Here is a 25,359-nt window from a genome sequence, read left to right on the forward strand (position 1 = left end):
CGGTCACTGCTTGTTTCAGCTCGCGCCTAGGCAACCGGGACACCAGCCGCGGTGGCGGTATCTTCCGCCCCGGCCTCGGCAATTTTGAACTGGCGCGTCATCTGGGTCAGCGTTTCCGCCTGCGTCGACAAAAGATGCGACGATGCGGTCACTTCTTCAAAGGATGCCGCCTGCCTTTGTGATCGATCATCGATGTGCTGGATCGAGGTGGCAATGGACTGAATTCCAACTGACTGTTCGGCGATAGCGATTGTCACCTCGTCAAAGCTTTCTGAGATGTCGATGACACTTTGCGCAATAGCTTGCAAAGATGCGCGTGCCTCTGCAACGGTACGGACACCGTCGCTGACATCCTGATCACTTTGTTTAATCACCTTGGTTATCTGGCGCGCCGAATCCCCGACGTCCTGCGCCAGCTTGCGCACCTCTGCCGCAACGACGGCAAAACCGCGCCCTGAATCCCCGGCGCGCGCAGCCTCTACGCCGGCGTTCAAGGCCAGTAAGTTGATCTGAAAAGAAATGTCGTTAATGACGCTGACGGCGCGTGCAATTTCCTTGGACCCTTCGGCAATGCGGTCCATGGCAATCGTCGCTTCGGTGGCAACGGTTTCGCTGGCGGTTGCGGTGTTGCGCGCGGTCTGGGCACTTTGATTAGCGTCGGTGATGGCTTGATGTATCGATGTGACCCGCCTGGAAAGTTCGGTCAGGGCCGCACTGGTTTCTTCAAGGGCGGCGGCATTTCGTTCAGCCTGCTGCGACAATACACCGGATGTCTGGCGCAATTCCCGGGACGATGCGGTCAGTGTCGTACTGCTCTCGGTAATATCCTCGACCAGATTGCGTAACGAATCCACCATAACATTCATGCTGTCCTGCAAATCTGCAAAGTCACCATGGAACGTACCATCCATATAGTGGGTCAAATCCCCCTCTGCGATGCTTTTCATTACTGATCGTGTGCGGCTAAGGTTGTCATCGATCGATGCCATTAACGCATTGATACCGCCCGCCAGAGTGATCAGTATTGCATCCTCGAAGTCCGCCTCCACGCGGGTGGAAAATTCGCCTTCGCGAGCGGCTTCAACAACGCGGCCAAAAGATTCGCCAAGTTGCTGCATCATCGCCTCGCGCTGGGCGACGGCGGCGTGGTCGGTGGCCTCTCGCTTTTTGATAAGTTCGAATTCGCGTAGGCTGGCCGCTTCGCGTTCGGCGGCCATGGATTGCATGGCGCGATTGTTCTTGTCTTGCTCGGCGCTAAGTATCCTGATTTGCAGGGCGTTTTGGCGGAAAACTTCCGTTGCGCGTGCCAGCTGCCCAATTTCGCAGGTGCGGTCGGTTTCCGGTACCTTCGTATGGTTGTCGCCTCCGGCGATCTGACTGACGGTCGTCGTCAGGTTCCCCAAGGGACGGGTGATGCTGCGGGACGTGATGATGCCGATACCAATCGCAATCGTCAGGATTGTAACACCCAGAATTTGTTGCAACGCCGCTGCCGTATTCAGGCCGCTGAGCAAGGCACGCTTGCTGATCTGTACAACCGCGACGTATTCCGTACCCAGAAAGCGAATTGGCACAGCATGTCCCATAATGCTGCGTCCTGATCGATCGATGCCTTTATAGCTTTGCGCCGTGCCGCCCAAGGTCGATAGAATGTAAGGCGATTCAATCTTTGTGGCCAGTATATCGTTCTTGTCCGATTGAAGTGAGTCGGTCCGTAGATATCCATCGCTGCCGACCAGGAACCCATCTGCCGTATCCGGCAGGCTTAAAAGGTCGCTCATCGCAGTATTGATTTCGCCAATTGGCATCTGATAGGCAATCACGCCCAGCCGTTCGCCAGTGTCTAATATGACGGGCCTTGCGATAAAGGCAGCCGGTGCAAAGGCGCTTGGCTCATAAGGGGTGAAGTCGACAAAAACAGATTCTGCGTCCTGATCGCTTTCACGGGCCTGTCGAAATGCGTTGCCCAACCCGGTATCGGCCCATTCGCCAGTCATCAGATTGGTCGCAAAATCGGTTTCCTTAAAGACGGAATAAACCACGTCGCCATCGTTATTGATCAGGAAAATATCGTAATAACCCATCTGCTGTTGCAGCAGACGTAGCCCTGGATGGTGGGTCCGGTGAAGAAAGCCATAGCTTGACCCCGTGACGGCGTTAACAAGATTGTCCTTCTGTCCCGGCGGTTCCGGATTGTCGGTAATATAGGCCCGCTGCAACGTGGTCTGCGCATCCGTAGTCGCCTTGAAGGCATCTGACAGGGCGACCAAAGTACGTGCCGTTGACGGCGTCGTGGCGCGCGCCTTGATGTCGGTGTCAATGGCATGCAGCAAGCCGTCGACTTGTTTAGCATGGCTGTATGCCGCGCCTTTCAGGTTGTTTGCGGCCTGGTTTACGATCAATGAACGCGACATCATGTAGGATGCGGCCGACAAAGTGGCGACTGCCAGCGTCAGCAACAACCCGATGGCAAGGGGCAGCTTGCGGCCGATTGCCATGTTCCGAAACCAGTTCCGCATTGATAGTCCTACCTTGTTGACGGGCGGACTACGCGTAAAAACGCAGGCTCCGCTTGTCCGGGGCCAATGCTTTGACCCGGATTACAAACGAAGCTAATGCGCAGGTGTTACCGGAATATTGATATTGCCGGCCGGCGAGCGGCTAGACGGCAATAAAGGCTTTCTCGGTTGGGTCATAGCATTCCAGCGACCCTTCACCGATGTGGTTCCACAGCCCGTGAAGCGAAAGCATGCCATCCTCGACCGCGGATTTTACAAACGGGAATGTCATCAGGTTTTCCAGCGACACCAGAACGGCCTCTTTTTCCAGGGCCCGCAACCTGTCTTTCGGCTCTCCTGGGGCAAGACGCTCGTATCCGGGGCGCAGAATATCCATCCAGCGCCCGACAAAACTTGTCTTTTCATCCAGCTGTGGTGCGTGACCTTCGCACATATCGAAACAGCCCTGTACGCCGCCGCAGGACGAATGCCCCAGAACAACGATATGCGCGACCTTCAGTGCCGTTACGGCATATTCCACAGTCGCAGAGGTGCCGTGCTGTTTGCCGTCGGCAGCATAGGGCGGCACTAGGTTGGCGATATTGCGGTGAATAAAGAATTCACCCTGATCGGCGCCGAAAATAGATGTGACATGAACGCGGCTGTCGCAGCACGAAATGACCATGGCACGCGGGTGCTGGCCATCTTCGGCCAGGCGTTTGTACCAGCTTTTGTTTTCGGCATAAGTCGTAGCTTTCCAGCCCTGATAGCGTTTGACCAGATATTCGGGCAGGGGTTTGGCAAATTCCACGGGGCGCGCTCCTTGCGATTTTGTGCCAACGTTATGCTGAATTTGAAAGGATTTCGAGCGATTTTGTCGGTTTGCGTCAACCAAATGGTGACCACGTCCCGCCTAGAACAAGGCGCAAGAACACATCCATCACAAAGGTCTATCGAATGAACACTGTTACTGTCCTTGAATGTAATCAGAACCCGCTGATGGACCCGGCACCCCTGTCCGAAATCTACCGTGATCTTGGTGACAAAATGGCAGAGGAAACGATTTGCCGCGCTTTAGAAGATCTCGCAATCCGGCTGAATCGGTTGCAGGATATGCGCGCGGCGGCCCAATACGATGAACTGGCCCGGCAGTCGAACCGTCTGGCCGCCGTCGCCCAGGGTATCGGCCTGACAGAGGTGTCGACCGCCGCCCGCCATGTTGCCACCTGTGCGCTGCAAAAAAGCGCAGTCGCCTTGGAAGCGACGATGTGCCGGCTGGAACGGGGGTTTGATCTGGCCATAACACAGGTTTGGGACTTCCGCGACTTCTGATCCGGGCTTGCTGCCGCGGGACAAGACGTTAGGCTGCGGGGGACTAGAATGGACCTCCGACATGAATGATACTTCCTTTCCGACGTTCGCGCCCGCAGGCACGACTGCAACACCGCTGCATGTCATTGATGCCGATAATCTGGACGCCATCCCTGCTGCCGCGCGCACTTGGGCCGACAGCTGCGGGTTCAAGGCTGCCGCAGGCGCGACCCTGTGCGTGCCCGGGCCGGACGGCGCAATTGCCATGGCGCTGGTGGGGCAGGGCACTGCCGCCAGTCGCAAACGCACCCGCTTTGCCGTCGCCGCTGCCGCGCGCAAATTGCCTGCTGGCACTTATGCCATCGCATCCGGCCTTACCGGTCCCGACTTGGCCGAGGCTGCGCTGGGCTGGTTGCTGGAAACCTACGACTTCGCCCGCTATCGCAGCGCCAAACCCGCCGCAGCCCAGCTTGTCGCGCCGGACGGCGTTGACGCGGAACGTTTGCAAATTATCGCCGCCGGCGAGGTGTTGACCCGCGATCTGATCAACACGCCCACCAACGACATGGGTCCTGCCGATCTGGAGGATGCCGCCCGCAGCCTTGCCGACCGACACAGCGCCCGCATCAGTGTCACTGTGGGCGACGACCTGCTGACCCAGAACTTTCCCATGATCCATGCCGTTGGCCGCGCCAGCGCCACGCCGCCCCGTTTGATCGACATGACCTGGGGCACCGCCGGACCGCGCCTGACGCTTGTTGGCAAGGGGGTCTGTTTTGATACCGGCGGCCTGAACATCAAACCCGGATCATCCATGGGGCTGATGAAAAAGGATATGGGCGGCTCTGCCACGGTGCTTGGCCTTGCTCATATGATCATGGCGCTGAACCTTCCGGTCCGCCTGCGCGTCCTGATCCCTGCAGTGGAAAATGCCATTTCCGCCAATGCCTTCCGCCCGCAGGATATTCTGACATCGCGCAAGGGCCTGACGGTCGAGATCAACAATACCGACGCCGAAGGTCGCCTAGTTCTGGCCGACGCACTGGCCTTGGCAAGCGAAGAGGACGCGGACCTCGTCATCTCTATGGCGACGCTGACCGGGGCTGCCCGTGTCGCCGTTGGCACCGATATATCGCCCTTTTTTACCGACACCGACGATCATGCTGCTGCCCTGACGGCCGCCGCATCCCGGATCAAGGATCCAGTCTGGCGCCTGCCGTTTCACGACCCCTACGAGGATCTGATTGAGCCCGGCGTCGCGGATCTGGACAATGCGCCAGCGGGCGGCATGGCGGGGGCGACGACCGCTGCCCTGTTCCTGCGCCGCTTTGTGGACCGTCCCTATATCCACTTTGACATCTACGGCTGGAACGCTGCGGCCAAGCCCGCCCGCCCCAAAGGCGGTGTCGGCATGGGCGCGCGCGCAATCCTTGATGCACTGCCGGACCTGCTGGGCCTATGACTGCCGCTTCCCCTGATCGCCGCCTTTGGCCTGCTAACGCCCGGATCGCCCTGCGCAGCCTTGGTCCGCAGGCGGGCCTGACGGCGGTGGACGGCACCCCCGCTACCCTGTCGCGTCCCGTCACCGACCTGATGACCGCGCCGGACGGTCGCCGCGACCGGCAGCTGTTGCTGGGCCATCCGGTCACAGTGATCGAGGAACGCGCTGGTTGGTCCTTTATCCAGGCCAGCGATGGCTATGTCGGCTATGTTCCCTCGGACCGTCTGACAACGGGTGCCGTGCCAACCCACCGCACCGCCACTTTTGCCACCCACGCCTATGCAGAAGAGGATCTAAAGTCGCCAGACGTCATGCAGCTTCCCTTTGGCTCGCGTCTACAAGTGCTGGACGAGCGGCGGCATTTTTACGAGACGCCGCAAGGCTTTGTTCCGAAAAAGCACCTGCGCCCACTGGATCGCCCCTTTGCCAGCCCCGCGACGATCGCGCAGCTGCATTTCGGTGTGCCCTATCTGTGGGGCGGCAATTCCACACGCGGGATCGATTGTTCGGGCTTGATCACCGCCGCACTGACAGCCTGCGATATTTCGTGCCCCGGCGACGCGGATCTGCAGGAAATCGCGCTTGGCGACGCGCTGGCCCCGGATACCCCCTTGCAGCGCGGTGACATCATTTTCTGGCGTGGCCACGTTGGCATGATGGTAGACGAAGACACCCTGATCCACGCCAACGGCAACGCCATGGCAGTTACCTACGAACCCTTTGCCAACGCGGTGCTGCGCATCCGCACGGTCGAGGCGTCAGAGGTGACATCCCGCCGGCGCATCCCCGGACTGGCCGTTTAGGATTTGCGCACCAAGGTTAAGTATATGTTTAAGTTTACATAATATGTATCGCATGCGAAACATTTAGTTTTTGAAATGTATTTTGCGGACGCGGGTCCGGTCGGTGGCTCAGTCAACCGACCGGATCAATTTGCGTTCCAGCACGCGCAGCACCGCCGACAGATCGTTGCCCCGCTTCAGCACCTGACCATCCATCCCGACAACAGCATAAAGCTGCTGTTTCAATCGCAGCTTTGGCCGTTTTTCAATCCGGTATATGGGATGCTCTGCCGTGCGACGAAAAATGCTAAAGACCGCCATATCGCGCAGCGCGGAAATCCCGTAATCGCGCCATTCACCGGCGGCGACCATACGGCCATAAAGGCTCAGGATCGGGGCAAGCTCTGTGCGGTGAAACGATACCCGGTCATCGGGCCCGGTGGAAAACGGCAGGGGATCTTGTATGCTCATGTGCAAGATTTGCGCACTGCCGGGTGTAAATCAAGGCGTTGCCACAATTTCGCCGCGAAACAACCTTGCCATTGGCACATCCCGCCCATCTTTGCGCCGCGCGGAGGGGGTATCCAGATCGCATTGCAAGACTTCGGCGGTGCGTGCGATATTGCCCCCACCCAGTACGCGCCGTCGGACCTTGCAATAATTCCCCTAAATTCAGCCGCAAGTGATGTTCGTGATCGTGTCAGACGGTCCGATGATGAAATTGATCCGGTCGGCCTGAAAATCCTGTGCCGCCCGGCCGCCCGGTCGCAATACCTGCACCGGTCCTAGGATCAGCGTCCGTTCCAGTGCCGTAGCATCCTGACCCAGCAGGCCGGCATGACGCGCGGCACCGCAGGTATTTTCCGGCGACCCTTCGGACGGGACGGTCGGCGCGGCGGCGGGGGTCCCACCTGCGCTGGGCACTGATGTACGCAGCGCAGGGCTGCCGCCACAAGCTGCCAGCAAGCCAAGTGCACCGGCAACAAGGATCAGCCGCATGTCACAGCAATCACGCGGCCAGCCGTGTCGATTTCGATGTTAAGGCGATCGGGATTAAATTCCATTGTCACCATCTCACCGGGATTGATTAGCCTGACCTCCTGATCGTCCGGATAACGCAGATTGCCAAATGGCCCGCCCACCTGACCGGCATATTTCGCGGCGTCGCAGGCATTTCCGCCAATGGGCCGCGCGCCGGGGCCAGCGGCATCAGGTGCCGTCGGGGCAGGTTGGCATGCCGCAAGCAGCGGTAAAACGAATAGGAAAGATGTATGTTTCATGGGTCCGATACTGCCGCGAGGTTCCTGCGCTTCGCAAGAGGCGGGCTTGAACATTTGCAAGATTTCGCAGAGCGTGGCACCAAGTTTTTTTCCAACGAAGGCAATCATCATGCGTACCCGTGCAGCCGTGGCCCTGAAGGCCGGACAACCGCTTGAAGTGATGGAGGTCAACCTCGATGGCCCCAAGGCCGGAGAGGTTCTGGTCGAAATAAAGGCCACTGGCCTGTGCCACACCGATGAATTCACCCGTTCCGGCGACGATCCCGAAGGTGCCTTTCCCGCGATCCTTGGTCACGAAGGCGCAGGCGTTGTGCTGGAAGTGGGCGAGGGTGTCACATCGCTGAAGCCGGGCGATCACGTGATCCCGCTTTATACGCCGGAATGCCGCGAGTGTGATTACTGTCTGAACCCCAAAACCAACCTGTGTCAAAAGATCCGCACAACCCAAGGCGCGGGCGTTATGCCTGACGGCACGTCGCGGTTTTCCATGCTCGATGGCACGCCGATCCTGCACTACATGGGCTGTTCGACCTTTGCGAACCATACTGTCCTGCCGGAAATCGCACTGGCAAAGGTCCGCGACGACGCGCCCTTTGACAAGATTTGCTATATCGGCTGCGGCGTGACTACGGGCATCGGTGCCGTGATCAACACGGCAAAGGTGGAATACGGCAGCCGGGCGATTGTCTTTGGCCTTGGCGGGATTGGCCTGAATGTGATCCAGGGTCTGCGGATGGCAGGTGCCGCGCAGATCGTGGGCGTGGATATCAATCCGGACAAGGTCGAGATGGGCAAGCGGTTCGGCATGACCGATTTCGTAAACCCCAAGGATGTGAAGGGCGATCTGGTGGGCCATCTGGTCGAACTGACCGGCGGCGGCGCTGATTATACCTTCGATGCCACAGGCAACGTGAATGTCATGCGCACCGCGCTAGAGTCTGCCCACAAAGGCTGGGGCGAAAGCATCATCATCGGCGTGGCCCCTGCAGGCGCAGAGATCAGCACACGGCCTTTCCAGCTGGTCACCGGACGCAGCTGGCGCGGCACAGCATTTGGCGGTGCGCGCGGGCGGACGGATGTGCCCAAGATTGTCGATTGGTATATGCAGGGCAAGATCGAGATCGACCCGATGATCACCCACACGATGCCGCTGGAAGACATCAACAAAGGCTTTGATCTGATGCACAAAGGCGAAAGCATCCGCGGCGTTGTGATTTACTGATATAGTTTGATATTGCATGAAAGCCCCGGTCGGTTCGGCCGGGCTTTTTAATGCGCAGGCAGCACCTCGACGAAAAGCCAGCTTCTTATTCTGCACAGTCCACGTATACTTTCATAAGATGGATGGAGACTGGAATGCGCAAAACGATCCTATTTTCGGCAATTGGTGTTGCCGGCTCTGCGGTGACGGCACAAACTGCCGAACAGATGGCACGGTTTGATCAGCTTGTCGCGTTTTATCAGGACGCAAACCTGTTGACGCCGCCTGAAATGGTTCCTTGCACCTTGTCAGGAGGTGCCGAAAGCATGTGCATCAGCCTTACGACCGGTGCCTCTCCTTCAAACCACGTGACCGGACCTTATTGTCCGTCAACGATTGAAACGCCCGCCGATGAGTCAGGGACGTGGTTTTTCAACAGCGAGGTTGTTGATGCAGACGGGCCATTCATCAAGAACCTTGCTGTGCTTTTTCAAGATGATGTCTGGCAGATGTATGATCCGGCTACCGGCCAGGTCATCAAAGTCGACGGCGCGCTTGGCTGCGAGGTCGCTGGCGATCCTGATAGTGCGGCGGATTACGAAAACTACTGCGTCGAATGTGCAGTGCAAGATCTGAACGCGAATACGTCAGAGACTTATGTGATACCTTTGGTGCCCGTCCCGGCGCAAAGCGAAGAAGGCCGGATCGGGCCGACGCCCGGTGTTGGTCTTGCATTTAATGGCGTCAAACTGGATGCGCCTGCGCCTCTCGAATTGATTGAAGGTAATCACACCCTTGGCCTGATGGACGACTGTGTCGGACATGTGAATCCCCATACTGGCTATCATTACCATGGCCTTGTCGGGTGCGAGCCACACCTAGACGCAGGTGTTGATGGACACGAACCTTTGGTGGCGGTCGCAATGGACGGGTATGACATTTATGCAGCGTTGACCGACAACGAAGCCGAAATGCTGGATGAGTGTAATGGTCACGATACAGCAGGGTTGGGGTATCATTATCATGTAGATCAAGCCGGTACGAACCAGTTCATTGGCTGTTTTACCGCACAATACGGGTGCACTTCAGAAGATGCAGGTACCGTTTGCGATGCGTCTGCCGATACGCGCCGTGGTCCGCCACCCGTTTCTGAATAGCACGCTGATGTCATAGCGCTCCTGTCGGACTGAGCCAATTTTGGCGGAACTCTATTTCAGTCGCGTTTTGCCTCGCGCGCGATCCTGCGATGGAACAGCGGGCGATCCATGCCGTTGTGTTGGTGAAACGACATAGCGAAGGATAGATATCATGCCCAAGACACTGACACCTGGTGCCGCTTTTCCGAAACAGACCGTGCAGACGGTGGACGGCAGCGAAGTTGTGCTGGGAACGCCCGATGCGGCGAAGGGCGACTGGCAGCTGGTCATCGTTTACCGCGGCAAGCATTGCCCGATCTGCAAAAATTACCTGACAGAGCTAAACGGCATGCTGTCCGATTTTAATGCGATCGACGTGGACGTCGTCGCTGTCTCGGCCGACCCGCTGGAAAAGGCCAAGGCAGAAGTGGATGACATTGGCTACAATGGCGTTGTCGGGATTGATCTGAGCATCGCGCAGATGAATGACTTGGGGCTTTTCGTGTCCGATCCGCGCAGCCCGGAAGAAACGGATCGTCCGTTTGCGGAACCCGCTGCCTTTGTCGTGCGCGGTGATGGCACTTTGCAGATCGTCGATATCTCGAACGCGCCCTTTGCGCGGCCTGCGCTGAAGGGTCTGCTGGACGGGCTAACGTTCATTCGCAAAAACGACTACCCCGTGCGCGGCACCCACGGCGTCTAAGCAGCGGGCTGGCGGCACCGGGCGCTGTGCGCTAGGTCAGGGGAAAGATTAAAGGATCCTTTCCATGCCTGAACAACGCCCGTTGCTGGCCGTGCTGATTGACGCGGACAATACCTCTCCGAAATTTGCGGCTGCGATCTTTGAAGAGGTCGCAAGTTTCGGTGAGGCGAGTGTCCGGCGCATCTATGGTGATTTCGCCAGCCCGCAGCTGGGGGGCTGGAACAAGATCCTGCTGGAACACGGCCTGAACCCGCAACAATCGCCCGCCTATACGACAGGAAAAAATTCCAGCGATATTGCATTGGTGATTGACGCAATGGACCTACTGCACACGGGGCGGTTCCAGGGCTTTGTACTGGTCAGTTCCGATAGCGATTTCACATCCCTTGCCAGCCGGATCAGGGAACAGGGGCTGGATGTTTACGGCATCGGACAAAAGAAGACGCCCGATGCATTCCGCCGGGCGTGTAAACGCTTTATTTTTGTCGAAAATTTGGGTGCCGACGCGGTAGAGCCATCTGCGCCGACTGATACCGCGGCCCCTGCCCAGCGTAGCAATGCGGATGGCGTAAACGTCAAGGAACCACCAAGCAAAGTCGTGCCGCTGGTCATTCAGGCAATGAACAGCATTGATCCGGACGGGGATTGGTATTCGCTGGGCCAGCTTGGGCAATACATGGTCAGCGCCCACCCCGAGTTCGATCCGCGCACCTACGGCAGTGCCAAGTTAAGCGATCTGCTGCGTAAGTCAGGCCGGTTCGAAGTGGCGCAGCGGCAGGGTGGCAATCATCTGGATGTGCGCAGGTTAGACTAGATCAAGGTGGGGCTTGGCAGCGGTGCAAACTGGCTCTAACTTGGAATTATTCTAAACTAGAGGGCCGCTGCCATGATTCCGGGATTTGCCAACCGCCGCCGGTTTTCCGACCTGAGCGAGCAGGAGGTGCTGGCGCTTGCCATTTCGTCTGAAGAGGATGATGGCCGCATTTACCGCAGCTATGCCGAGATGCTGCGGGCGGACTATCCTGCCTCTGCCGCCGTGTTCAACGGAATGGCCGAGGAAGAGGACGGGCATCGCAAGCGCCTGATCGCGCTGCATCAGGACCGCTTTGGCAATGTGATCCCCCTGATCCGGCGTGAACATGTGTCGGGGTTTTATGCGCGCAAGCCGGTGTGGCTGACGCAGAATCTGGGGCTGGAGCGGATCCGCGAAGAAGCAAGCCAGATGGAACGGGACGCGGCACGGTTTTATCATGCGGCGGCGCAGGCGACATCGGATGCCGGCACCCGGCGGCTGCTGGGGGATCTGGCGCAGGCCGAAAGCGGTCACGTCGAAAAAGCCGACCAACTGATGGCGCATAATCTGGGGTCAGAGGCGAAGTCCGAGGAAGAAGCCGCCGCTCACCGCCAGTTTGTACTGACCTGGGTGCAGCCGGGGCTTGCGGGGCTGATGGATGGATCGGTCAGCACGTTGGCCCCGATCTTTGCCACCGCCTTTGCCACGCAGGATACGCATACGACGTTTCTGGTGGGGTTGGCGGCGAGTATCGGTGCGGGCATCTCGATGGGCTTTACCGAGGCAGCGTCGGATGACGGTGCGATTTCGGGCCGCGGATCGCCCGTCAAGCGCGGGATTGCTGCGGGGGTGATGACGACAGTCGGCGGGCTTGGGCATGCGCTGCCCTATCTGATCCCCGACTTTTGGACCGCGACGGTGATTGCGATGATCGTGGTCTTTGTCGAACTGTGGGCGATTGCCTGGATTCAGAACCGTTATATGCAAACGCCCTTTTTGCGGGCGGCATTTCAGGTGGTCGTGGGCGGCGCGCTGGTCTTTGGCGCGGGTGCTTTGATCGGGGCGGGATAGCCGATTTTTCGTCGAAAAATCGGGTTGGGGCGCTGCCCCAAACCCCGGGATATTTTTGACCAGAAGAAGGGGTGAACCTGTCAGACCGGCCGGACCATCGTGATCGTCCGGCGGTAGCCGAAGATGTGCCGCAGCGGGCCGATTGTCGTGGTTTTGGTTTCGGTGAAGCCGAGGCGGGCGTAAAGCGCCTTTGCGCGCGGGTTGGTGTCGACGACGTCGAGGCGCAGGGCGGGATAGTGGCGGCGGCGCGCCTCGGCTGACAATGCGTCCAGAAGCGCTGTGCCGGTGCCCTGGCTGCGGGTATGGGCCGCAACGGCGAGGCCGTCGATCAGGAAGTTCAGGTTTTCGGTGTCGCGCGACAGGAGCGAAAGCAAAGCGCTGCGCCACAATGCGCCGGGCCAGCCATAGTGACGGGCAAGGTCGCGCAGCGTGCCGCCGACGAATGCGCCGCGGTGGGTTTTAAAGCCGGCGATACCGATGAGGTGGCCTGCCTCATTCGTGGCGCTGATGACGTGGCTGGGGTCGATGACGCCCGCAATAAAGTGCAGGGCGCGGGGCGCGGGGCCGAGGACGCGGCCGAGTTTGGGGCCGAACGCATCCCAATAGAGGGCGGCGGCCTGCTTGGTTTGGCCTGCGGGGATGCCGGGGGCGATGATCACAGATCGAAACTGGTAAAAGGGATGTAGGTCACGGGTGCGCCGGGTGTGATCTGCGCTGCGGTGTCTGGCAGGACCACAAGGCCGGTGGCCCATGACAGGCCAGAGACGCGGCCGGAGCCTTCGGAGGGGAAAACCTGTGCTGCGCCGTCTGTGATGCGGGCGCGCAGGTATTCGCGGCGGCCTGCCTTTTTCGATTTGGTAAAGGCGGCAGGCAGGGTGAAGGCTTGGGGGGTAGGCCAGTCCGCACCGGCAAGATGGGCAAGCGCGGGGTGGGCGAAGATCAGGGCGCAGACCTGGGCGGCGACGGGGTTGCCTGGCAGGCCAAAGACCGGCCTATCCTGCCAGAGGCCAAGAGCCAGCGGACGGCCCGGTTTCATCGCGATGCGCCACAGGGCGAGGGTGCCGGTGCCCTGTAGCAAGGCAGACATGTGATCCTCGTCCCCGGCTGACGCGCCGCCGGAGGTGAGGATCGCGTCGCAGCGCAGGGCGGCATCGTTCAGGATGCCCTGAAGTGCCGGGCGATTGTCTGGAGCGATGCCAAGGTCGATGGCGTCATGGCCCCAGCGGCTGATGTCGGCCAGCAGCATGGCGCGGTTGGCGTCGAAGATCTGCCCATCCGTGGCAGGCGCGCCGGGCGCGCGCAGCTCGTCCCCGGTGGATAGCACGCCAACGCGCAAAGGTCTGTGGACTGTAACCTGTCCCGTGCCGCAAGCGGCAAGGGTGGCAAGATCGGCCGGGGTGAGGCGGCGACGGGCGGGCAGAACGTCATTGCCGGCGGTCATATCCTCGCCTGCCTTGCGCGCATTGGCGCGTTGTTTGAGGGGGCCGTGCAAGGCGATATGGGTGGCGTTGACTGTTGTATCCTCTTGCAAAACCACGGTGTCGGTGCCGGCCGGAATATTCGCGCCGGTCAGGATGCGTAGCGCATGACCGGCAGGGACGGTGCCGGAAAACGGCGCGCCCGCGGCCGCGCGGCCGGGGTGCAGGGGCAGGGTGTGCGGGCCGTCCGGCAGCGGCCCGGCAAAGGCATAGCCATCGACGGCGGCATTGGCGTGGGGCGGATGGCTGCGCAGCGCGGCGACGGGGGCGGCAAGTATGCGGCCAGCAGCTGCGGCGAGGGGAATCGTTTCAGTGAGTGTCACAGGGGACAGGTGGGCGCGCAGATGGGCCAGGGCATCGTCCACGGGGGTCCAATGCGCGCCTTGAGGCATAGCAAAGCAGTCGTTGCGCAGGGGCGGCGGGGTCAGATCGGGCATGGCGGCGGCTTTCAGAAGGTCTTGGTGGCCAAGGCCCAGCACCCAGCCTTCGGCGGTTGGCGCGACATTGAGGACGGCGTGCCACTGGTCCGGTGTAAGAGCAGAAAAGGCACGGGCGTAAAGCGCGACCTGCGCTGCGTCGCGGATGGCGTGATCCGTCAGAAGGTCCACCGGAAGCAAGGAAAAGTAGGTTTCCGCAAGGATGATATCGCCAGAGGGGGCCTGAAACGGCCAGACCGAGAGCGCCGCGCCGAAATGGTGGCGCAAGCGCGACAGCATGGGCAGGCCCATGATGACCTGGCCGCCGACGGCACCCGCGCCAGAGAGCTGCCAAGGCGAGAAGGCACCGGGGGCGGCGAGGTCGGTGGCGCGGTGTTCGGGCAGACCATGGTCCGCGCGGTCGCGGCCTTTGCGCGGTAGGTGCGGGACGTCGTGATTGGGTCTTCCATTGCCCCAGAAGGGGCCTGTGCCGGGAAATTGTGTGTTTATTTGACCTGCAAGGTCAAAGCGGTTGTTAAGGTTCGGGGTGTCTTTGACGCGGGCGGCGAACCAGTCCCACAGGGTAAGGGGGTCGTCCGATCCGGTCAGTTTTTCGGCGAAGCCGGCCGGGTAGGCAAAGCATAGATCAAAGGCGGCAAGGGTGCGGCGACCGGCGGTTTGTTCTGCTGTCAGGGTGTCTTGCAGGTAGGCTTCCGCGACTTGGCGGTTGCGGTGGTACAGGGGCGGCTCTGCTTGTCCGACCCGCGCGATGCAGGTCCAGATCGCGTCCTTTTTCGGCGTGGCACCGCGATCATTGCCACCGGACCAGTCGACCATGATGACGGTATCAAAGCTCATTTGTGCAGCGGCAGGCCAAGTTGGCCGAGGATGAAATCGGCGATGGCTGCGGTATCATCGAGGTCAAATTGCGGGTGGCCTGTTGTCAGGGGCGTGTCTGTGGCAATGGCCTTGATCGTGGGATCATGCGTGGCAATCAAAGGATTGCCGGGTTCGGCGCGGTACGCCTCGACCTTGGGGTGGGAGTCGCGTTTGTAGCCTTCGATCAGGATCAGATCGACGGGATCGAGTTTGCCAAGCAGGTCGGTCAGGCTGGGTTCGGGGGCACCGCGAAGTTCGGTCATCAAAGCCCAGCGGGTGCCGGAGGACAGCAGGACCTGCGATGCGCCCGCAGTGCGGTGGCGGTGGCTGTCCTTGCCGGGATGGTCGACGTCAAAGCTGTGGTGCGCATGTTTAAGGGTGGAAACCGTAAAGCCGCGTGCTGTGATATTGGTTACGAGGCGTTCCATCAGGCCGGTCTTGCCTGCGTTTTTCCAGCCAGTGACGCCGAAGATGTTCATAGCATGGCCTTTGCGGTCAGGAGGTCTTCGGGTGTGTTCACGTTGAAGAAAGCGGTGTCGTCCGGAAATTCCGCCGTGCCTGCGCCGTGCGCGCGGGTGAACTGGACGATTTTCCGCAGCCCATCGTGAAGTGCCGCGCGCAGCGGCGCGCGCAGGCTGACGGGCCAGAGGCCGAAGGTCGGCTGGCACCCCGACGGTGATGCGGCAAGGGCAAAGCCGGTGTCCCCGCCTGCGAGCAGCAGCTGCGGGACTAGATCGCAGGGCAGGAACGGCGTATCAGCGGCGGCGGTGACGATATGGGTTGCGCCAAGGGCGGCGGCCCAGTCGAGACCTGCAAGCGTGCCGGCCAGCGGGCCGGGGTAATCGGGGATGCTGTCGGGAAGGATTGGCAGGTTCAGGTGCTTTAGCCGGGCGGGATCGCCGTTGGCGTTCAGCGCGGTGCGGTCAACCTGCGGCGTGAGGCGATCCAAGACGTGAGACAGGATTGTGCTGTCACCCAAGGGCAGCAACCCCTTGTCACCGCCGCCCATGCGGGTGGCTTGCCCGCCCATCAGGATAAGGCCGAAGGGTTGCATCATGGCGCAGTGCCTTTTGCGGTGGCATTTGCGCCGGCGTTGCAGGGGGCGCTGCCCCCGCGGCTGCGCCGCCCCCCGGGATATTTTTGACCAGAAGAAGGGCGGCCATGCCGGCGGGTGGGCCAGGATAGGAGAGGCGTTGCCGCAGCGCCTGCGTTGCCGGCAAAGATATCGGGGTGGAGTTGGAGGGCGCGCATAGGGAAGGTCAATGTCATGGGGCAGCCTTGCGAGCGTTTTTGCGCGGCTCGTCCGCAACGGTGGCGGGGTCGGCGTCGCGGATCAGGCGGTGATCACCGGCAAGGCAGGTAAAGCGTTGGCCTTTCATACGGCCAATGAGGGTCAGGCCGACCTGGGTTGCAATTTCAACACCCCAGGCGGTGAAGCCTGAACGGGAAACGAGGGTTGGGATGCCCATCAGCGCGGTCTTAATCACCATTTCAGAGGTGAGGCGGCCCGTGGTGTAGAGAATTTTGTCATCGGCGCTGACGCCTTCGGCGAACATCCAGCCGGCGATTTTATCGACGGCGTTATGGCGGCCGACGTCTTCCATGTACACCAGCGGCGTGTTGCCCTGACATAGGACGGTGCCGTGAATGGCACCGGCTTCGAGGTAGAGGCTGGGTGTGCGGCTGATGGTGGCGGCAAGGGCGTAGAGATCGGACGTTTTGAGGGGCGTTTGCGGCAGCTTCAGGTCTTCGAGGCCTTCCATCATGTCGCCGAACACGGTGCCAACGGCGCATCCTGAGGTGCGGGTTTTCTTTTGCAGCTTGGCCTCGTGGTTGGTTTCAACCTTTGTGCGGACGACGACGACGTCGAGTTCCTCGTCATAATCGACGGCAGTGACAACGTCAGTGGCGGACAGCATGCCCTGATTGCGCAAGAAGCCCAGTGCCAGATAGGCCGGGTAGTCGCCGATGGTCATGGCGGTGACGATTTCGCGGCTGTTGAGGTAGATCGTCAGCGGGCGTTCCTCGACCACGCGCAGGTCGACACTGGCACCGGTCTGGTCGGTGCCGGTCACGGCGCGGGTTAGCCGCGGCAGACCGGGCTGCGGCGCGATCAGATAGGGCGTGTCTGTCAGGGTGGCCAATTGTCAATCCTTGGGCGCGGGGGTAGGCAGGTCGCGATCAGTCAAAGCTAGGCCAAACCTATGACCGCTGCCACCGAGAAATCCGTCTATCTGCGCGGTCTGCGTGCGGGTGCCCCATTCGTGATCGTCGTCGTGCCGTTTTCGCTGTTGTTCGGCGTGGCCGCCACGGATGCGGGGCTGACGCTGGGGCCGGCGATGGGGTTTACGGTTCTGGTGATTGCGGGGGCGTCACAGTTTGCAGCGCTGCAAATGATGGTGGATCAGGCGGGCATTGCCTTTGTTCTGCTGGCGGCGTTGGCGGTAAACCTGCGCATGGCAATGTATTCGGCGGCGCTTGTGCCGCATATCGGCGCCGCGCCGCTGTGGCAGCGGGCGTGCGTGGCGTATCTGCTGTTCGATCAGACCTATCTGGCAAGTGTGAAGGCGTATGAGGAAGAGCCGGATTTGACCTTGCGGCAGAAGGTTGCATTCTTTTTCGGGGTGGCAACGCCGATCACGCCGGTTTGGTGCGCGATGACGGCGGTGGGCGTCTTGGTTGGGGCGACGATCCCAGAGGCGGCGGCGCTGGATTTCGCCCTGCCGATTACATTTCTGGCGATGGTCGCGCCGATGCTGCGCACGTCGGCGCATCTGGCGGCGGCGGCCACCTCTGTCGTGGTGGCACTGGCGCTGAGCGGTTTGCCGTCGGGCTTTGGCCTGCTGATCGCGGCAGCCTGCGCCATGGCGGTCGGTGTTTTGGTAGAGGACAGGGTATGAGTTATTCCGCGTTCCAGATTTGGGGCATTATCGGAACGTTGGCGATCGGCACGTTTCTGATCCGGTTTTCGTTCCTGGGGCTGATTGGCAATCGCAAAATGCCGGACATCGTGTTGCGGTTGCTGCGCTATACGCCGGTGGCCGTCTTGCCGGGGCTGGTCGCGCCATTGGTGCTTTGGCCTGCAGCGACGGGCGGGCAACCGGATGTGGTGCGTCTGGTTGCGGCGGCGGTGGCGCTGGCGGTCGGGCTTTGGACGCGGCAGGTGATCTATGCGATCCTTGCGGGGTTCGGGGCGCTATATGCGGGCCTAGTCGTGGCGCACGTGCTGTAGGCAGGCTGGAACAGTCCGATCTTTCGTTGAAAAATCGGGGGCCGGGCCGCCGGTTTAGCGAAGTTGCATTTCGATTTCCGCAAGAGCGAGAGCCTTGTTGTCGGGGTCGTTTTCGCGCCATTCGCGCGAGGTGACACCGGGCAGCTTGCCAAAGCGGTTTGCGAGCGTGTTAGGAAAGAATGTCTGCGGCAGGCTGTCAAAGCCTGGCAGCTGGCGCAGCAGGCGGGCCGTTGAATTGGTGCAGAAGGATTGTGCGACAGGACCATTGGTCAGCGCCAGGTTCAGCGCTTGTTCGGCAACTGCATCGCTAACCTGAATAGTCTGGCCAAGGACGTAATACGTCTCTCTTGCGTGATAGGAGACATAGTATGCCTCTACCTCTGGCGTGATACCGAACAGGACATCGTTGCGTTCCGCGATGGTGGAATGGCGAAAGCTGCCTGCGGGATCGAAAATCACGCGTTGGCTGGGCGCGTCGATCAGCAGGCTGCTGTGGGCACCGCTGCCTGTGGACACGCTGCGCATTGTGTAAAGGGTCAGAATGCGCGGACCCGGCCCGGCGAATCGCTTTGCGGCAATCATGGCGGGCGGGGACGAGGTTTGCGGCGCAGAGCAGGCCCCGGCGGCTGCCAATGGCAGGCCGAAGACCAGCGCCCGGCGAGAGATCATCAGGCGCCGACGAGCGCGAGAAAGATCAGGAAAACGATGATCGCGATGGTGCCGCGGGAGACAAACCAGATAAAGCTGTCGTAGGTCTTTTCCTGCGCCGTGATGTCCATTTCACCGTGCTTGTGGTCTGCCATGGGATGCGTCCTTGCTGCGTGTTTGGTCATGTCCTAGCCGATTGCAGCAGGGCTGTCACGCCCTGCCTGTGCCTTGGGGGCTAGGATGCCGATTGGAAATACCACGTATTGTCCGGACCCAAGGTGCGGGTGGCGCGGCCGGTCTGGTGCAGGTGGTTCAGGTGGGCCACGGCCTCTGCTAGGGCCAAGCCATAGACTTGCGGTCCGATGGCGCGTTTGAACAGCGGGGCAAAGCAGTCGCCTGCGGTGCGCGGGGTGGCGATGTGGGCTTGCAGCCGGTCCAGTGCGGCATGGTGGTTTTCGATCATCTGCGACAGGCGCAGAGGCAAGCCGGTGTAGGGCAGCTTGTGTCCGCCAAGAACCAAGTGATCGCGGCGGGCATGGGCCTGAAAGCGTTGGCAGCTGTCGATCCAGTCGCCCACCGGGTCGGCGTCAGGCTCTGTTGGATAGACGCCAAGATTGGGACTGATGGACAGCAGCAATTGGTCACCGCCGATGACAAGGTTATCGTCGCGTGACCAGAAGGTTGCGTGTTCCGGCGCGTGGCCGTCGCCCATACGGATGTCCCACGTGCGCCCGCCGAAGTGGATGGTGTCGCCGTCGGTCAGGCGGGTGAAGCCAAGCGGCAGGGGGTGGACGCAATCGGCGAAGTTGAACGGCTTTTCCGTGCGGCGGGCGGCGAGGGTGTCCGGGTCCATACCGGCGCGCTGCCAAAAGCTGATCTGCGCATCGGTGGCCGCGTGCTGCATATCCAGCGTCAACATCCGTGCCATCAGCCATGCGGTGCGGGGCATAAGCAGTTGGGCACCCTGCGCGATGAACCAGCCCGCAAGGCCGACATGGTCGGGATGATGGTGGGTGACGATCAGGCGGGTGACGGGCTTGGCTGAAAGCGGGCCTGCCATCAGGTCGGCCCATTGGGCGCGGGTGACGGCGCTGTCAAAGCCGGTGTCGATCACGGTCCAGCCGTCCCCGTCGTCGAGGGCGTAGATATTGACATGATCCAGTGCCATCGGCAGCGGCAGACGCATCCAAAGCACGCCGGGGGCGACGGTGATCGCGTTGCCGGGGGCGGGCGGATCGGGGAAGGGTGTTGTGATCTTCATGGGGTTGGGGTGACGGAATTTTCCGGTATGGTAAAGGGGCGGCGATCTGGCGCTGTTGCCCCTGCGGGGCAAGACGCCCCGCCCGCCGCCCCATCCGCCCGCGGTGCCGGGCGCAAGATGGATGCTATTTGGGAAAGTTTGCAATTTGTTAAGCCTGCCGGACGATACTTGGCCCAAGGAGGCTTGGACGCTGTCCCCACTGGGGCAGGATGGTATTGTTGTGCGCTTTGGTGACGGGCACCAGGCGCAGACCACTGCAGCGATCAGCTTTGGTGCAGCGGTGCGCGCGGCTGCGTTGCAGGGCGTGGTCGAGGTTGCGACGGCGCTGACCTCTGTTCTGGTGCGCTTTGATCCGGTGTCGGTGGCGCGGGCGGCGGTGGATGCGTGCCTGCGCGATGTACTGTCGTCGCCGCATGTTGCCGGGCCGGCGCAGGGCCGGTTGTGGACGATCCCTGCGTGTTTCGGCGGGGAAAGCGGCCCGCAATTTGCGGATGCAGCGGCGCTGGCAGGGCTAAGCGAGGAAGCCGCGCGGGCAGAACTGGCCGCGGCAGAGGTGTCCGTGCTGGCAATCGGCTTTGCGCCGGGGCAGCCGTATCTGGGGCATTTGCCGCAGGCGTGGGATTTGCCGCGCCAGCAGGCGTTGACGCCGCAGGTGCCCGCGGGCGCATTGGTGGTCGCGCTGCGGCAATTGGTGCTGTTTGCGAACCCCAGTCCGACCGGCTGGCGCGGGGTCGGGCGCTGTGCCTTTCGCCCGTTTATGGCAGAGCGTGCGGTGCCGTTTGCGCTTCGGGCAGGGGACCGGGTGCGCTGGGAATTGACGGACGCGGCCACGATTGCCGCGCTGGCTGAAAAGCCGGACGGGCTAGGCGGCGCCCTGTGCGAGGTGGCGGAGTGACGGTGCAGCTTTTCGTTGACGCGGCCGGACCGCTGATGTCCGTGCAGGACCTTGGGCGGCCGGGGCAAATGGATGTGGGCCTTTCACGTGGCGGAGCCATGGATCGTAGCGCGCTGCTAGACGCGGCGGCATTGTTGGGCGGCAGCGTGCGGCCCGGGATCGAGATGGCAGGCATGGGCGGTACGTTCCATGTCGATGCGCCGCTGCGTTTTGCCCTGACAGGGGCAGTCATGCGCGCGACTGTGGATGGACAGGCCTTGCGCTGGAACGCCTCTCACTCGCTATTGCCGGGGCAGGTGCTGGTGATCGGTGCGGTGCGGGCGGGCAGCTATGGCTATCTGGTGCCTGCAGGCGCTGTGCTGGGGCGCGATGTGCTGGGAAGCGCGGCGGCGCATTTGTCGGCAGGTCTTGGCCAGCGGCTGCAGGCTGGCGATGTGGTGCAGATCGACGCCAGCGGGGCGGGGGCAAGCCAGGTGCTGCCGGACCGGGCCAATCTGGACGGCGGTACGCTGCGGCTGATGCCGGGGCCGCAGACGCAGATGTTTAGCGCGGCAGAGCAGGCGCGTTTTACGCAAACGGTGTTTCACCGCAGTCCACAGGCAAACCGCACGGCACTGCCGCTGATGCAGGATGGGCCGGGCTTTGCGGCGTTGGCGGGTCATCCGGTGTCGGATTTCATCGCGCCGGGGGATGTGCAGATCACCGGCGATGGCACGCCCGTTTTGATGATGGCGGAATGTCAGACCGTCGGTGGTTATCCCCGGATCGGTACGGTCATTGCCGCCGACATGGCGCGGGCGGCGCAGGCCCCTGTGGGGGCCGCGTTGCGGTTTGAATGGGTGGATGTGGGGCGGGCGGATGCGCTGTTCGTGCCAGAGGCGCAGCAACTAGCGACGCTGAAAGCTGCGGTGCGCCCATTGGTGCGCGATCCGCGGGACATTCCGGATCTGCTGTCTTATCAAATGATTAGCGGCGTGACAGCTGGCCGCGATTTGGAGCCCTTGCTATGAAGACGATCGATCTGAACGCCGATATGGGCGAAAGCTTTGGCCCCTGGGTTATGGGACAGGATGCGGCGCTGCTGAAAATCGTAAGCTCCGCCAATATCGCCTGCGGATTTCACGCAGGCGACGCGGATACGATAGCGCAGACCATGGACCTTGCGCTGTCCGCGGGGGTCGCGCTGGGCGCGCATCCTGGCTTTGCGGATTTGCAGGGGTTCGGGCGGCGGCGGATCAAGCTCAGCACGGCGGAGCTGACAAACTTGGTACAGTATCAACTGGGCGCAGCAATGGGCATGGCGGCAGCGCGCGGGGCGCGGCTGGCGCATTTCAAACTGCACGGCGCGCTGGCGAATATAGCGTCAGAGGAAGAGGGCATTGCCCGTACCTGCTATGCCGCGGCGCTAGCCCTGCAGCCGGATTTGCGGCTGGTGGTGATGCCGGGCACGGCGCTGGAACGGGCCGCCACGGCCCTTGGCGCTGCACAGTCGGCAGAGGTTTTCGCGGACCGGACCTATAATGCCGATGGCACGCTGACCGACCGCAGCCTGCCTGGCGCGGTGATCCATGACCCGCAGGTTGCCGTTCGTCATGTGCTGGACATGCTGGCGGCAGGCGGAATTGTCACGCCGCAGGGCGAGGTGCTGCAAACCCGGATCGACACGATTTGCGTCCACGGTGACAGCGCAGAGGCGCTTGATATCGCGGGGCAACTGGCCAGTGCCCTGCGGGATCAAGGGTATCGGATTGCAGCGCCGGCCTAGCTGGGCAGGTATTCGGCTGACCAGCTTTCGCTGATCTGGCCAGAGGCCAACATTTTTTTGATCGCGCTGTCGCCGTAGCCCAGATCCCGCAGGATCGCGCGGGTCGAGGTGCCGAACTTCTCCGTCGGGGTCGGCGCGATGACCGGCGTGGCAGCTGTGCGCACCGCGTAGGGGTCAAGCTGGGTAATGGTATGTCCGCTGGGGTGGTCCGCGAAAGTGGAGAACGCATAGCTGCCAAGGGCCGTGCCCGGTGACCCGTCGGCGGGGCGGCTGTTTTCGGCGCGCAGCGCTTCAAGGTTTTCGCAGATTGCGCAGGCGATATCGGCGGCGCGCAGGCGGGCCATCCATTCGGTCGCGGGCTGGTCCTGGAACGCAGTCGCGAGGTAGGTCGCGCGATCCTCTTCAGGCACGTCTGGCAGATCAGACAGGCCTTCGACGCTGGCAAAGCGGGGCAGGTCGGCTTCGTAGGCGCTAAGCAGAATATAAACGCCGGATGCTGTGCTGTAAAAGCGGGTCAGGGCGTCATAGCCGTTCGCCTCTGGCCCGGATGGTTCGTCGAACAGGCCCCGGCGGCGGTAGTCAAAGCAGAACGGGATTTGCAGCAAACCGCTGTTTGCCGACAGCGATGTGCGGCCCCGGCCAATGCGGCCAAAACGGTGTTTTTGGTAAAGCGCGGCGGCCATGCCAAGCGCGCCGCCAAAGCCGCACATCACGTCGATGGTGCCGACATGGGCGTGTTCCTCTGGCCGGTGCATCGCGCCGCCAAAGCGCAGCATGATGCCCGTCGTAGCCTGCACCAGATCGTCATAGCCGATGTAATCGGTGCGCACGCCGCGCCGCACGCCGCTGAAGCAATCAAGTTTGCAAAACAGCGCTTCGGGGTTGATGCGGCGCAGGCTTTCGGCGTCAAGGCCAACGGATTTGATCTGGCTGTCGGTGGCATTCCAGACGATCAGGTCAACGGATTTAATCAGGTCTTCGAACAGCTTGCGCCCGTGGGGGGATTTGATGTCGGCAAGGATCGACCGTTTGCCGCGCCCTTGGCTGATGCCGTAAAGCACGGTGTTCCAGCTGTCATACAGCGGCTGGGCAGGGTCGAGTTTGATGACCTCTGCCCCGAAGCGGGACAAATAGCTGACGGAATGCGGCCCGGCGATGACGTTGCACAGATCCAGCACGCGTAGGCCGGACAGCCAGCCTGTGCGCGGCGCGTCTGTATCGGCGTCGGGAATGGTTGTCGGCATCTTGCGCAGGGTGCGCAGCGCCTCTTCCACGGTGGTCCAAGCGCGGGGGGCGGGTGTCAAGGCTTCTTCGCCGCTTTCTTCCATCCAGACGACGGGGCCGGGTTGGATCATGTCGCCGTAAACGGGGTCGGCGACGTCGATCATTAGGCCCGCAGTGGCGGCATATTCGTCGGTGATCCATTCCTGCAGCCAGCGCTGCGGGGCCGCGGGGATGCCAGCGCGGCCAAACATGCGCTGCCATTCGACAGAGGTGCGGGTGATGAAGACATCCTTCATCCGCGCGGCAATGTGGTCGGCCCAATCCTTTGGCATCGGGTAGACGCCAAGCGAGGTTTTCGATTCCCATTGGTCATGGGGTTTGTAGGTGTCGTCCTCTTCCGTCAGCCCTTCTGCGACTAATTCGTCATAGATGCCAAGCACCTCGAGGCAGCGGCGCGCATGGTGTTTGTGGCTGGGGCAGACGACATAGAACATACGCCCGTCCTTGCACATGTAGTTGCGATAGAAAGGGTCCATTAACTCTTGCAGGTCATCATAGGTCAGGGTCATGGGTAGCCCCTCGATCCGGCGGCGGGTGATTTCCGCCTCTCGCTGGGTGACATAGCGGGCGGGCATGTTGTCCACCTTAAGGGAGTTATAACACAGCCCTTCCATCACGGCGGCGGCAAGGGGAACTTCGATTCCGTCGCCAAGGCCGGTTTGCTGGCGCGCCTGCAAGGCAAGCACGGCGGCGGATGCGGCGATCTGAGAGGCGTATGCAGAGGCGAGAGGGAGTGGAGAGAAAGAAGGCGACAGACCCATCAGAACGCGGTTCTGGCCCATGTCGGTAAAGACGCCAGAACTGGCAGCGATGACGGATTCGAACGCACGCCAGTCGCGGCGTTCGGCGTCGTTGGATGCGAAGCCGGGCAGGGATACGGTGATCAGCGCGGGATGCTGCGCGCGCAGGGCGGCAAAATCGACGCCCAGTTTAGCCAGTTTGCCGGGGCGGAAGTTTTCGATGACAATGTCAGCCTCTGCGCACAGATCGAGCGCTTGGGCAAGCCCTTCGGGCGTTTTCACATCAATGTTCACGATCAGCTTGTTGCGCATCAGGGTCGCGTTGGCCGGGTTGTCCCACATCGGCCCGGTGGGCGGGTCGATGTGGATGACTGTCGCGCCCAGATCGCCCAAAAGCATCGCAACGGCGGGGCCAGCGATATACTGGCCGAAGTCTATGACCTTGACGCCGCTTAGCGGCAGTTGAGAGAATTTCGGTGTCATAT

Annotated in this window: 27 protein-coding genes; 13 read left to right on the forward strand and 14 right to left on the reverse strand. The window is 61.5% G+C overall.

The window, feature by feature from the left end; genetic code table 11:
• Nucleotides 1-26: 26 nt before the first annotated feature.
• Together SJY10_RS05275 and SJY10_RS05280 are read right to left on the reverse strand one after the other, a co-directional pair.
• On the reverse strand, nt 27-2,519 hold the full coding sequence (locus tag SJY10_RS05275) for a methyl-accepting chemotaxis protein (RefSeq protein ID WP_386680215.1): 2,493 nt from the start codon (nt 2,517-2,519) through the stop codon (nt 27-29).
• Between the two features lie 142 nt (nt 2,520-2,661).
• Nucleotides 2,662-3,309 carry a carbonic anhydrase gene (locus tag SJY10_RS05280; RefSeq protein ID WP_386680217.1) on the reverse strand — a complete coding sequence of 216 codons (648 nt, stop codon included), beginning with the start codon at nt 3,307-3,309 and terminating at the stop codon, nt 2,662-2,664.
• Between the two features lie 146 nt (nt 3,310-3,455).
• Here SJY10_RS05280 and SJY10_RS05285 point away from each other — a divergent pair, with 146 nt between their 5' ends.
• The 3 genes from SJY10_RS05285 (at nt 3,456) to SJY10_RS05295 (ending at nt 6,113) form a co-directional block, all read left to right on the forward strand.
• Nucleotides 3,456-3,830: a hypothetical protein gene (locus tag SJY10_RS05285; RefSeq protein ID WP_386680219.1), complete on the forward strand. Its 375-nt coding sequence runs from the start codon at nt 3,456-3,458 to the stop codon at nt 3,828-3,830.
• Between the two features lie 61 nt (nt 3,831-3,891).
• Nucleotides 3,892-5,271, forward strand: a complete 1,380-nt coding sequence (locus SJY10_RS05290) for a leucyl aminopeptidase family protein (RefSeq protein WP_386680221.1) — start codon at nt 3,892-3,894, stop codon at nt 5,269-5,271.
• Entirely contained in the window at nt 5,268-6,113 is an 846-nt protein-coding gene (locus SJY10_RS05295; protein ID WP_386680223.1) for an NlpC/P60 family protein, read from the forward strand. The genes SJY10_RS05290 and SJY10_RS05295 overlap by 4 nt, the downstream gene beginning before the upstream one ends.
• A 108-nt stretch (nt 6,114-6,221) precedes the next feature.
• Here SJY10_RS05295 and SJY10_RS05300 read toward each other — a convergent pair whose 3' ends face one another.
• From SJY10_RS05300 to SJY10_RS05310, 3 genes are all read right to left on the reverse strand, one after another.
• Entirely contained in the window at nt 6,222-6,563 is a 342-nt protein-coding gene (locus tag SJY10_RS05300) for a DUF2794 domain-containing protein (protein ID WP_386680225.1), read from the reverse strand.
• A 201-nt stretch (nt 6,564-6,764) separates the two neighbouring features.
• Nucleotides 6,765-7,091, reverse strand: a complete 327-nt coding sequence (locus tag SJY10_RS05305) for an I78 family peptidase inhibitor (RefSeq protein WP_386680227.1) — start codon at nt 7,089-7,091, stop codon at nt 6,765-6,767.
• A complete protein-coding gene (locus SJY10_RS05310; RefSeq protein WP_386680229.1) occupies nt 7,082-7,372 on the reverse strand; it encodes an I78 family peptidase inhibitor in 291 nt (96 codons plus the stop codon). Before SJY10_RS05310 ends, SJY10_RS05305 begins: the two co-directional genes overlap by 10 nt.
• Nucleotides 7,373-7,481: 109 nt before the next feature.
• Between SJY10_RS05310 and SJY10_RS05315 the strand changes: the two genes are divergently transcribed.
• The 5 genes from SJY10_RS05315 (at nt 7,482) to mbfA (ending at nt 12,276) form a co-directional block, all read left to right on the forward strand.
• Nucleotides 7,482-8,594 (forward strand): S-(hydroxymethyl)glutathione dehydrogenase/class III alcohol dehydrogenase, encoded by a 1,113-nt coding sequence (locus SJY10_RS05315; RefSeq protein ID WP_386680231.1) that lies wholly within the window; start codon nt 7,482-7,484, stop codon nt 8,592-8,594.
• 134 nt (nt 8,595-8,728) lie between these two features.
• A complete protein-coding gene (locus SJY10_RS05320) occupies nt 8,729-9,730 on the forward strand; it encodes a YHYH protein (RefSeq protein WP_386680233.1) in 1,002 nt (333 codons plus the stop codon).
• Nucleotides 9,731-9,881: 151 nt separating this feature from the next.
• Nucleotides 9,882-10,412 (forward strand): redoxin domain-containing protein, encoded by a 531-nt coding sequence (locus tag SJY10_RS05325; protein WP_386680235.1) that lies wholly within the window; start codon nt 9,882-9,884, stop codon nt 10,410-10,412.
• A 64-nt stretch (nt 10,413-10,476) separates the two neighbouring features.
• Nucleotides 10,477-11,226, forward strand: a complete 750-nt coding sequence (locus SJY10_RS05330; protein ID WP_386680237.1) for an NYN domain-containing protein — start codon at nt 10,477-10,479, stop codon at nt 11,224-11,226.
• A 72-nt stretch (nt 11,227-11,298) separates the two neighbouring features.
• A complete protein-coding gene (mbfA, locus tag SJY10_RS05335) occupies nt 11,299-12,276 on the forward strand; it encodes an iron exporter MbfA (RefSeq protein ID WP_386680239.1) in 978 nt (325 codons plus the stop codon).
• An 80-nt stretch (nt 12,277-12,356) separates the two neighbouring features.
• Here mbfA and SJY10_RS05340 read toward each other — a convergent pair whose 3' ends face one another.
• From SJY10_RS05340 to SJY10_RS05360, 5 genes are all read right to left on the reverse strand, one after another.
• Nucleotides 12,357-12,935 (reverse strand): GNAT family N-acetyltransferase, encoded by a 579-nt coding sequence (locus tag SJY10_RS05340; protein WP_386680241.1) that lies wholly within the window; start codon nt 12,933-12,935, stop codon nt 12,357-12,359.
• Complete coding sequence (gene glp, locus SJY10_RS05345; protein ID WP_386680243.1) at nt 12,932-15,028, reverse strand: gephyrin-like molybdotransferase Glp; 2,097 nt, start codon at nt 15,026-15,028, stop codon at nt 12,932-12,934. Before glp ends, SJY10_RS05340 begins: the two co-directional genes overlap by 4 nt.
• A complete protein-coding gene (gene mobB, locus SJY10_RS05350) occupies nt 15,025-15,528 on the reverse strand; it encodes a molybdopterin-guanine dinucleotide biosynthesis protein B (RefSeq protein ID WP_386680245.1) in 504 nt (167 codons plus the stop codon). The genes glp and mobB overlap by 4 nt, the downstream gene beginning before the upstream one ends.
• Nucleotides 15,525-16,106: a molybdenum cofactor guanylyltransferase MobA gene (mobA, locus tag SJY10_RS05355; RefSeq protein ID WP_386680247.1), complete on the reverse strand. Its 582-nt coding sequence runs from the start codon at nt 16,104-16,106 to the stop codon at nt 15,525-15,527. Before mobA ends, mobB begins: the two co-directional genes overlap by 4 nt.
• 208 nt (nt 16,107-16,314) lie before the next feature.
• The gene (locus tag SJY10_RS05360; protein ID WP_386680249.1) at nt 16,315-17,193 is read right to left on the reverse strand and encodes a formate dehydrogenase accessory sulfurtransferase FdhD; all 879 of its coding nucleotides are present in this window, start codon (nt 17,191-17,193) and stop codon (nt 16,315-16,317) included.
• Nucleotides 17,194-17,253: 60 nt separating this feature from the next.
• On the opposite strand from SJY10_RS05360, the gene SJY10_RS05365 reads away from it, so the two are divergent.
• A complete protein-coding gene (locus SJY10_RS05365; RefSeq protein WP_386680251.1) occupies nt 17,254-17,949 on the forward strand; it encodes an AzlC family ABC transporter permease in 696 nt (231 codons plus the stop codon).
• On the forward strand, nt 17,946-18,281 hold the full coding sequence (locus tag SJY10_RS05370) for an AzlD domain-containing protein (protein WP_386680253.1): 336 nt from the start codon (nt 17,946-17,948) through the stop codon (nt 18,279-18,281). Before SJY10_RS05365 ends, SJY10_RS05370 begins: the two co-directional genes overlap by 4 nt.
• A 54-nt stretch (nt 18,282-18,335) precedes the next feature.
• On the opposite strand, the gene SJY10_RS05375 is transcribed toward SJY10_RS05370, so the two are convergent.
• The 3 genes from SJY10_RS05375 to SJY10_RS05385 form a co-directional block, all read right to left on the reverse strand.
• On the reverse strand, nt 18,336-18,950 hold the full coding sequence (locus SJY10_RS05375; protein ID WP_386680255.1) for a hypothetical protein: 615 nt from the start codon (nt 18,948-18,950) through the stop codon (nt 18,336-18,338).
• Complete coding sequence (locus SJY10_RS05380) at nt 18,950-19,084, reverse strand: aa3-type cytochrome c oxidase subunit IV (RefSeq protein ID WP_386680257.1); 135 nt, start codon at nt 19,082-19,084, stop codon at nt 18,950-18,952. The genes SJY10_RS05375 and SJY10_RS05380 overlap by 1 nt, the downstream gene beginning before the upstream one ends.
• An 80-nt stretch (nt 19,085-19,164) precedes the next feature.
• Nucleotides 19,165-20,190: an MBL fold metallo-hydrolase gene (locus tag SJY10_RS05385; protein ID WP_386680259.1), complete on the reverse strand. Its 1,026-nt coding sequence runs from the start codon at nt 20,188-20,190 to the stop codon at nt 19,165-19,167.
• A 121-nt stretch (nt 20,191-20,311) separates the two neighbouring features.
• On the opposite strand from SJY10_RS05385, the gene SJY10_RS05390 reads away from it, so the two are divergent.
• Genes SJY10_RS05390 through SJY10_RS05400 form a run of 3 tightly spaced genes read left to right on the forward strand, consistent with a single transcriptional unit; the run spans nt 20,312 to nt 22,850 of the window.
• Nucleotides 20,312-21,085 (forward strand): allophanate hydrolase subunit 1, encoded by a 774-nt coding sequence (locus SJY10_RS05390; protein WP_386680261.1) that lies wholly within the window; start codon nt 20,312-20,314, stop codon nt 21,083-21,085.
• 2 nt (nt 21,086-21,087) lie between these two features.
• Nucleotides 21,088-22,095, forward strand: coding sequence for a biotin-dependent carboxyltransferase family protein (locus tag SJY10_RS05395; RefSeq protein WP_386680263.1), 1,008 nt, complete (start codon nt 21,088-21,090; stop codon nt 22,093-22,095).
• The gene (locus tag SJY10_RS05400; RefSeq protein ID WP_386680265.1) at nt 22,092-22,850 is read left to right on the forward strand and encodes a LamB/YcsF family protein; all 759 of its coding nucleotides are present in this window, start codon (nt 22,092-22,094) and stop codon (nt 22,848-22,850) included. The genes SJY10_RS05395 and SJY10_RS05400 overlap by 4 nt, the downstream gene beginning before the upstream one ends.
• Here SJY10_RS05400 and SJY10_RS05405 read toward each other — a convergent pair.
• Nucleotides 22,847-25,357, reverse strand: coding sequence for a CoA transferase (locus SJY10_RS05405; RefSeq protein ID WP_386680267.1), 2,511 nt, complete (start codon nt 25,355-25,357; stop codon nt 22,847-22,849). The two genes, SJY10_RS05400 and SJY10_RS05405, sit on opposite strands and share 4 nt — an antisense overlap.
• Nucleotides 25,358-25,359 lie beyond the last annotated feature (2 nt).

Source organism: Loktanella sp. R86503 (genome assembly GCF_042466455.1).
Taxonomy (GTDB): Bacteria; Pseudomonadota; Alphaproteobacteria; order Rhodobacterales; family Rhodobacteraceae; genus Loktanella.

Excerpts from the sequence above, each read along its gene's own strand:
- SJY10_RS05365 (WP_386680251.1), top strand. The coding sequence starts at position 17,254 with ATGACCGCTGCCACCGAGAAATCCGTCTATCTGCGCGGTCTGCGTGCG.
- SJY10_RS05300 (WP_386680225.1), bottom strand. The coding sequence starts at position 6,563 with ATGAGCATACAAGATCCCCTGCCGTTTTCCACCGGGCCCGATGACCGG.
- SJY10_RS05385 (WP_386680259.1), bottom strand. The coding sequence starts at position 20,190 with ATGAAGATCACAACACCCTTCCCCGATCCGCCCGCCCCCGGCAACGCG.
- SJY10_RS05380 (WP_386680257.1), bottom strand. The coding sequence starts at position 19,084 with ATGGCAGACCACAAGCACGGTGAAATGGACATCACGGCGCAGGAAAAG.
- glp (WP_386680243.1), bottom strand. The coding sequence starts at position 15,028 with ATGAGCTTTGATACCGTCATCATGGTCGACTGGTCCGGTGGCAATGAT.
- SJY10_RS05370 (WP_386680253.1), top strand. The coding sequence starts at position 17,946 with ATGAGTTATTCCGCGTTCCAGATTTGGGGCATTATCGGAACGTTGGCG.
- mobA (WP_386680247.1), bottom strand. The coding sequence starts at position 16,106 with ATGATGCAACCCTTCGGCCTTATCCTGATGGGCGGGCAAGCCACCCGC.
- SJY10_RS05405 (WP_386680267.1), bottom strand. The coding sequence starts at position 25,357 with ATGACACCGAAATTCTCTCAACTGCCGCTAAGCGGCGTCAAGGTCATA.
- SJY10_RS05315 (WP_386680231.1), top strand. The coding sequence starts at position 7,482 with ATGCGTACCCGTGCAGCCGTGGCCCTGAAGGCCGGACAACCGCTTGAA.
- SJY10_RS05310 (WP_386680229.1), bottom strand. The coding sequence starts at position 7,372 with ATGAAACATACATCTTTCCTATTCGTTTTACCGCTGCTTGCGGCATGC.
- SJY10_RS05285 (WP_386680219.1), top strand. The coding sequence starts at position 3,456 with ATGAACACTGTTACTGTCCTTGAATGTAATCAGAACCCGCTGATGGAC.
- SJY10_RS05390 (WP_386680261.1), top strand. The coding sequence starts at position 20,312 with ATGCTATTTGGGAAAGTTTGCAATTTGTTAAGCCTGCCGGACGATACT.
- SJY10_RS05375 (WP_386680255.1), bottom strand. The coding sequence starts at position 18,950 with ATGATCTCTCGCCGGGCGCTGGTCTTCGGCCTGCCATTGGCAGCCGCC.
- SJY10_RS05400 (WP_386680265.1), top strand. The coding sequence starts at position 22,092 with ATGAAGACGATCGATCTGAACGCCGATATGGGCGAAAGCTTTGGCCCC.
- mobB (WP_386680245.1), bottom strand. The coding sequence starts at position 15,528 with ATGAACATCTTCGGCGTCACTGGCTGGAAAAACGCAGGCAAGACCGGC.
- SJY10_RS05275 (WP_386680215.1), bottom strand. The coding sequence starts at position 2,519 with ATGCGGAACTGGTTTCGGAACATGGCAATCGGCCGCAAGCTGCCCCTT.
- SJY10_RS05320 (WP_386680233.1), top strand. The coding sequence starts at position 8,729 with ATGCGCAAAACGATCCTATTTTCGGCAATTGGTGTTGCCGGCTCTGCG.
- mbfA (WP_386680239.1), top strand. The coding sequence starts at position 11,299 with ATGATTCCGGGATTTGCCAACCGCCGCCGGTTTTCCGACCTGAGCGAG.
- SJY10_RS05305 (WP_386680227.1), bottom strand. The coding sequence starts at position 7,091 with ATGCGGCTGATCCTTGTTGCCGGTGCACTTGGCTTGCTGGCAGCTTGT.
- SJY10_RS05295 (WP_386680223.1), top strand. The coding sequence starts at position 5,268 with ATGACTGCCGCTTCCCCTGATCGCCGCCTTTGGCCTGCTAACGCCCGG.
- SJY10_RS05330 (WP_386680237.1), top strand. The coding sequence starts at position 10,477 with ATGCCTGAACAACGCCCGTTGCTGGCCGTGCTGATTGACGCGGACAAT.
- SJY10_RS05325 (WP_386680235.1), top strand. The coding sequence starts at position 9,882 with ATGCCCAAGACACTGACACCTGGTGCCGCTTTTCCGAAACAGACCGTG.
- SJY10_RS05290 (WP_386680221.1), top strand. The coding sequence starts at position 3,892 with ATGAATGATACTTCCTTTCCGACGTTCGCGCCCGCAGGCACGACTGCA.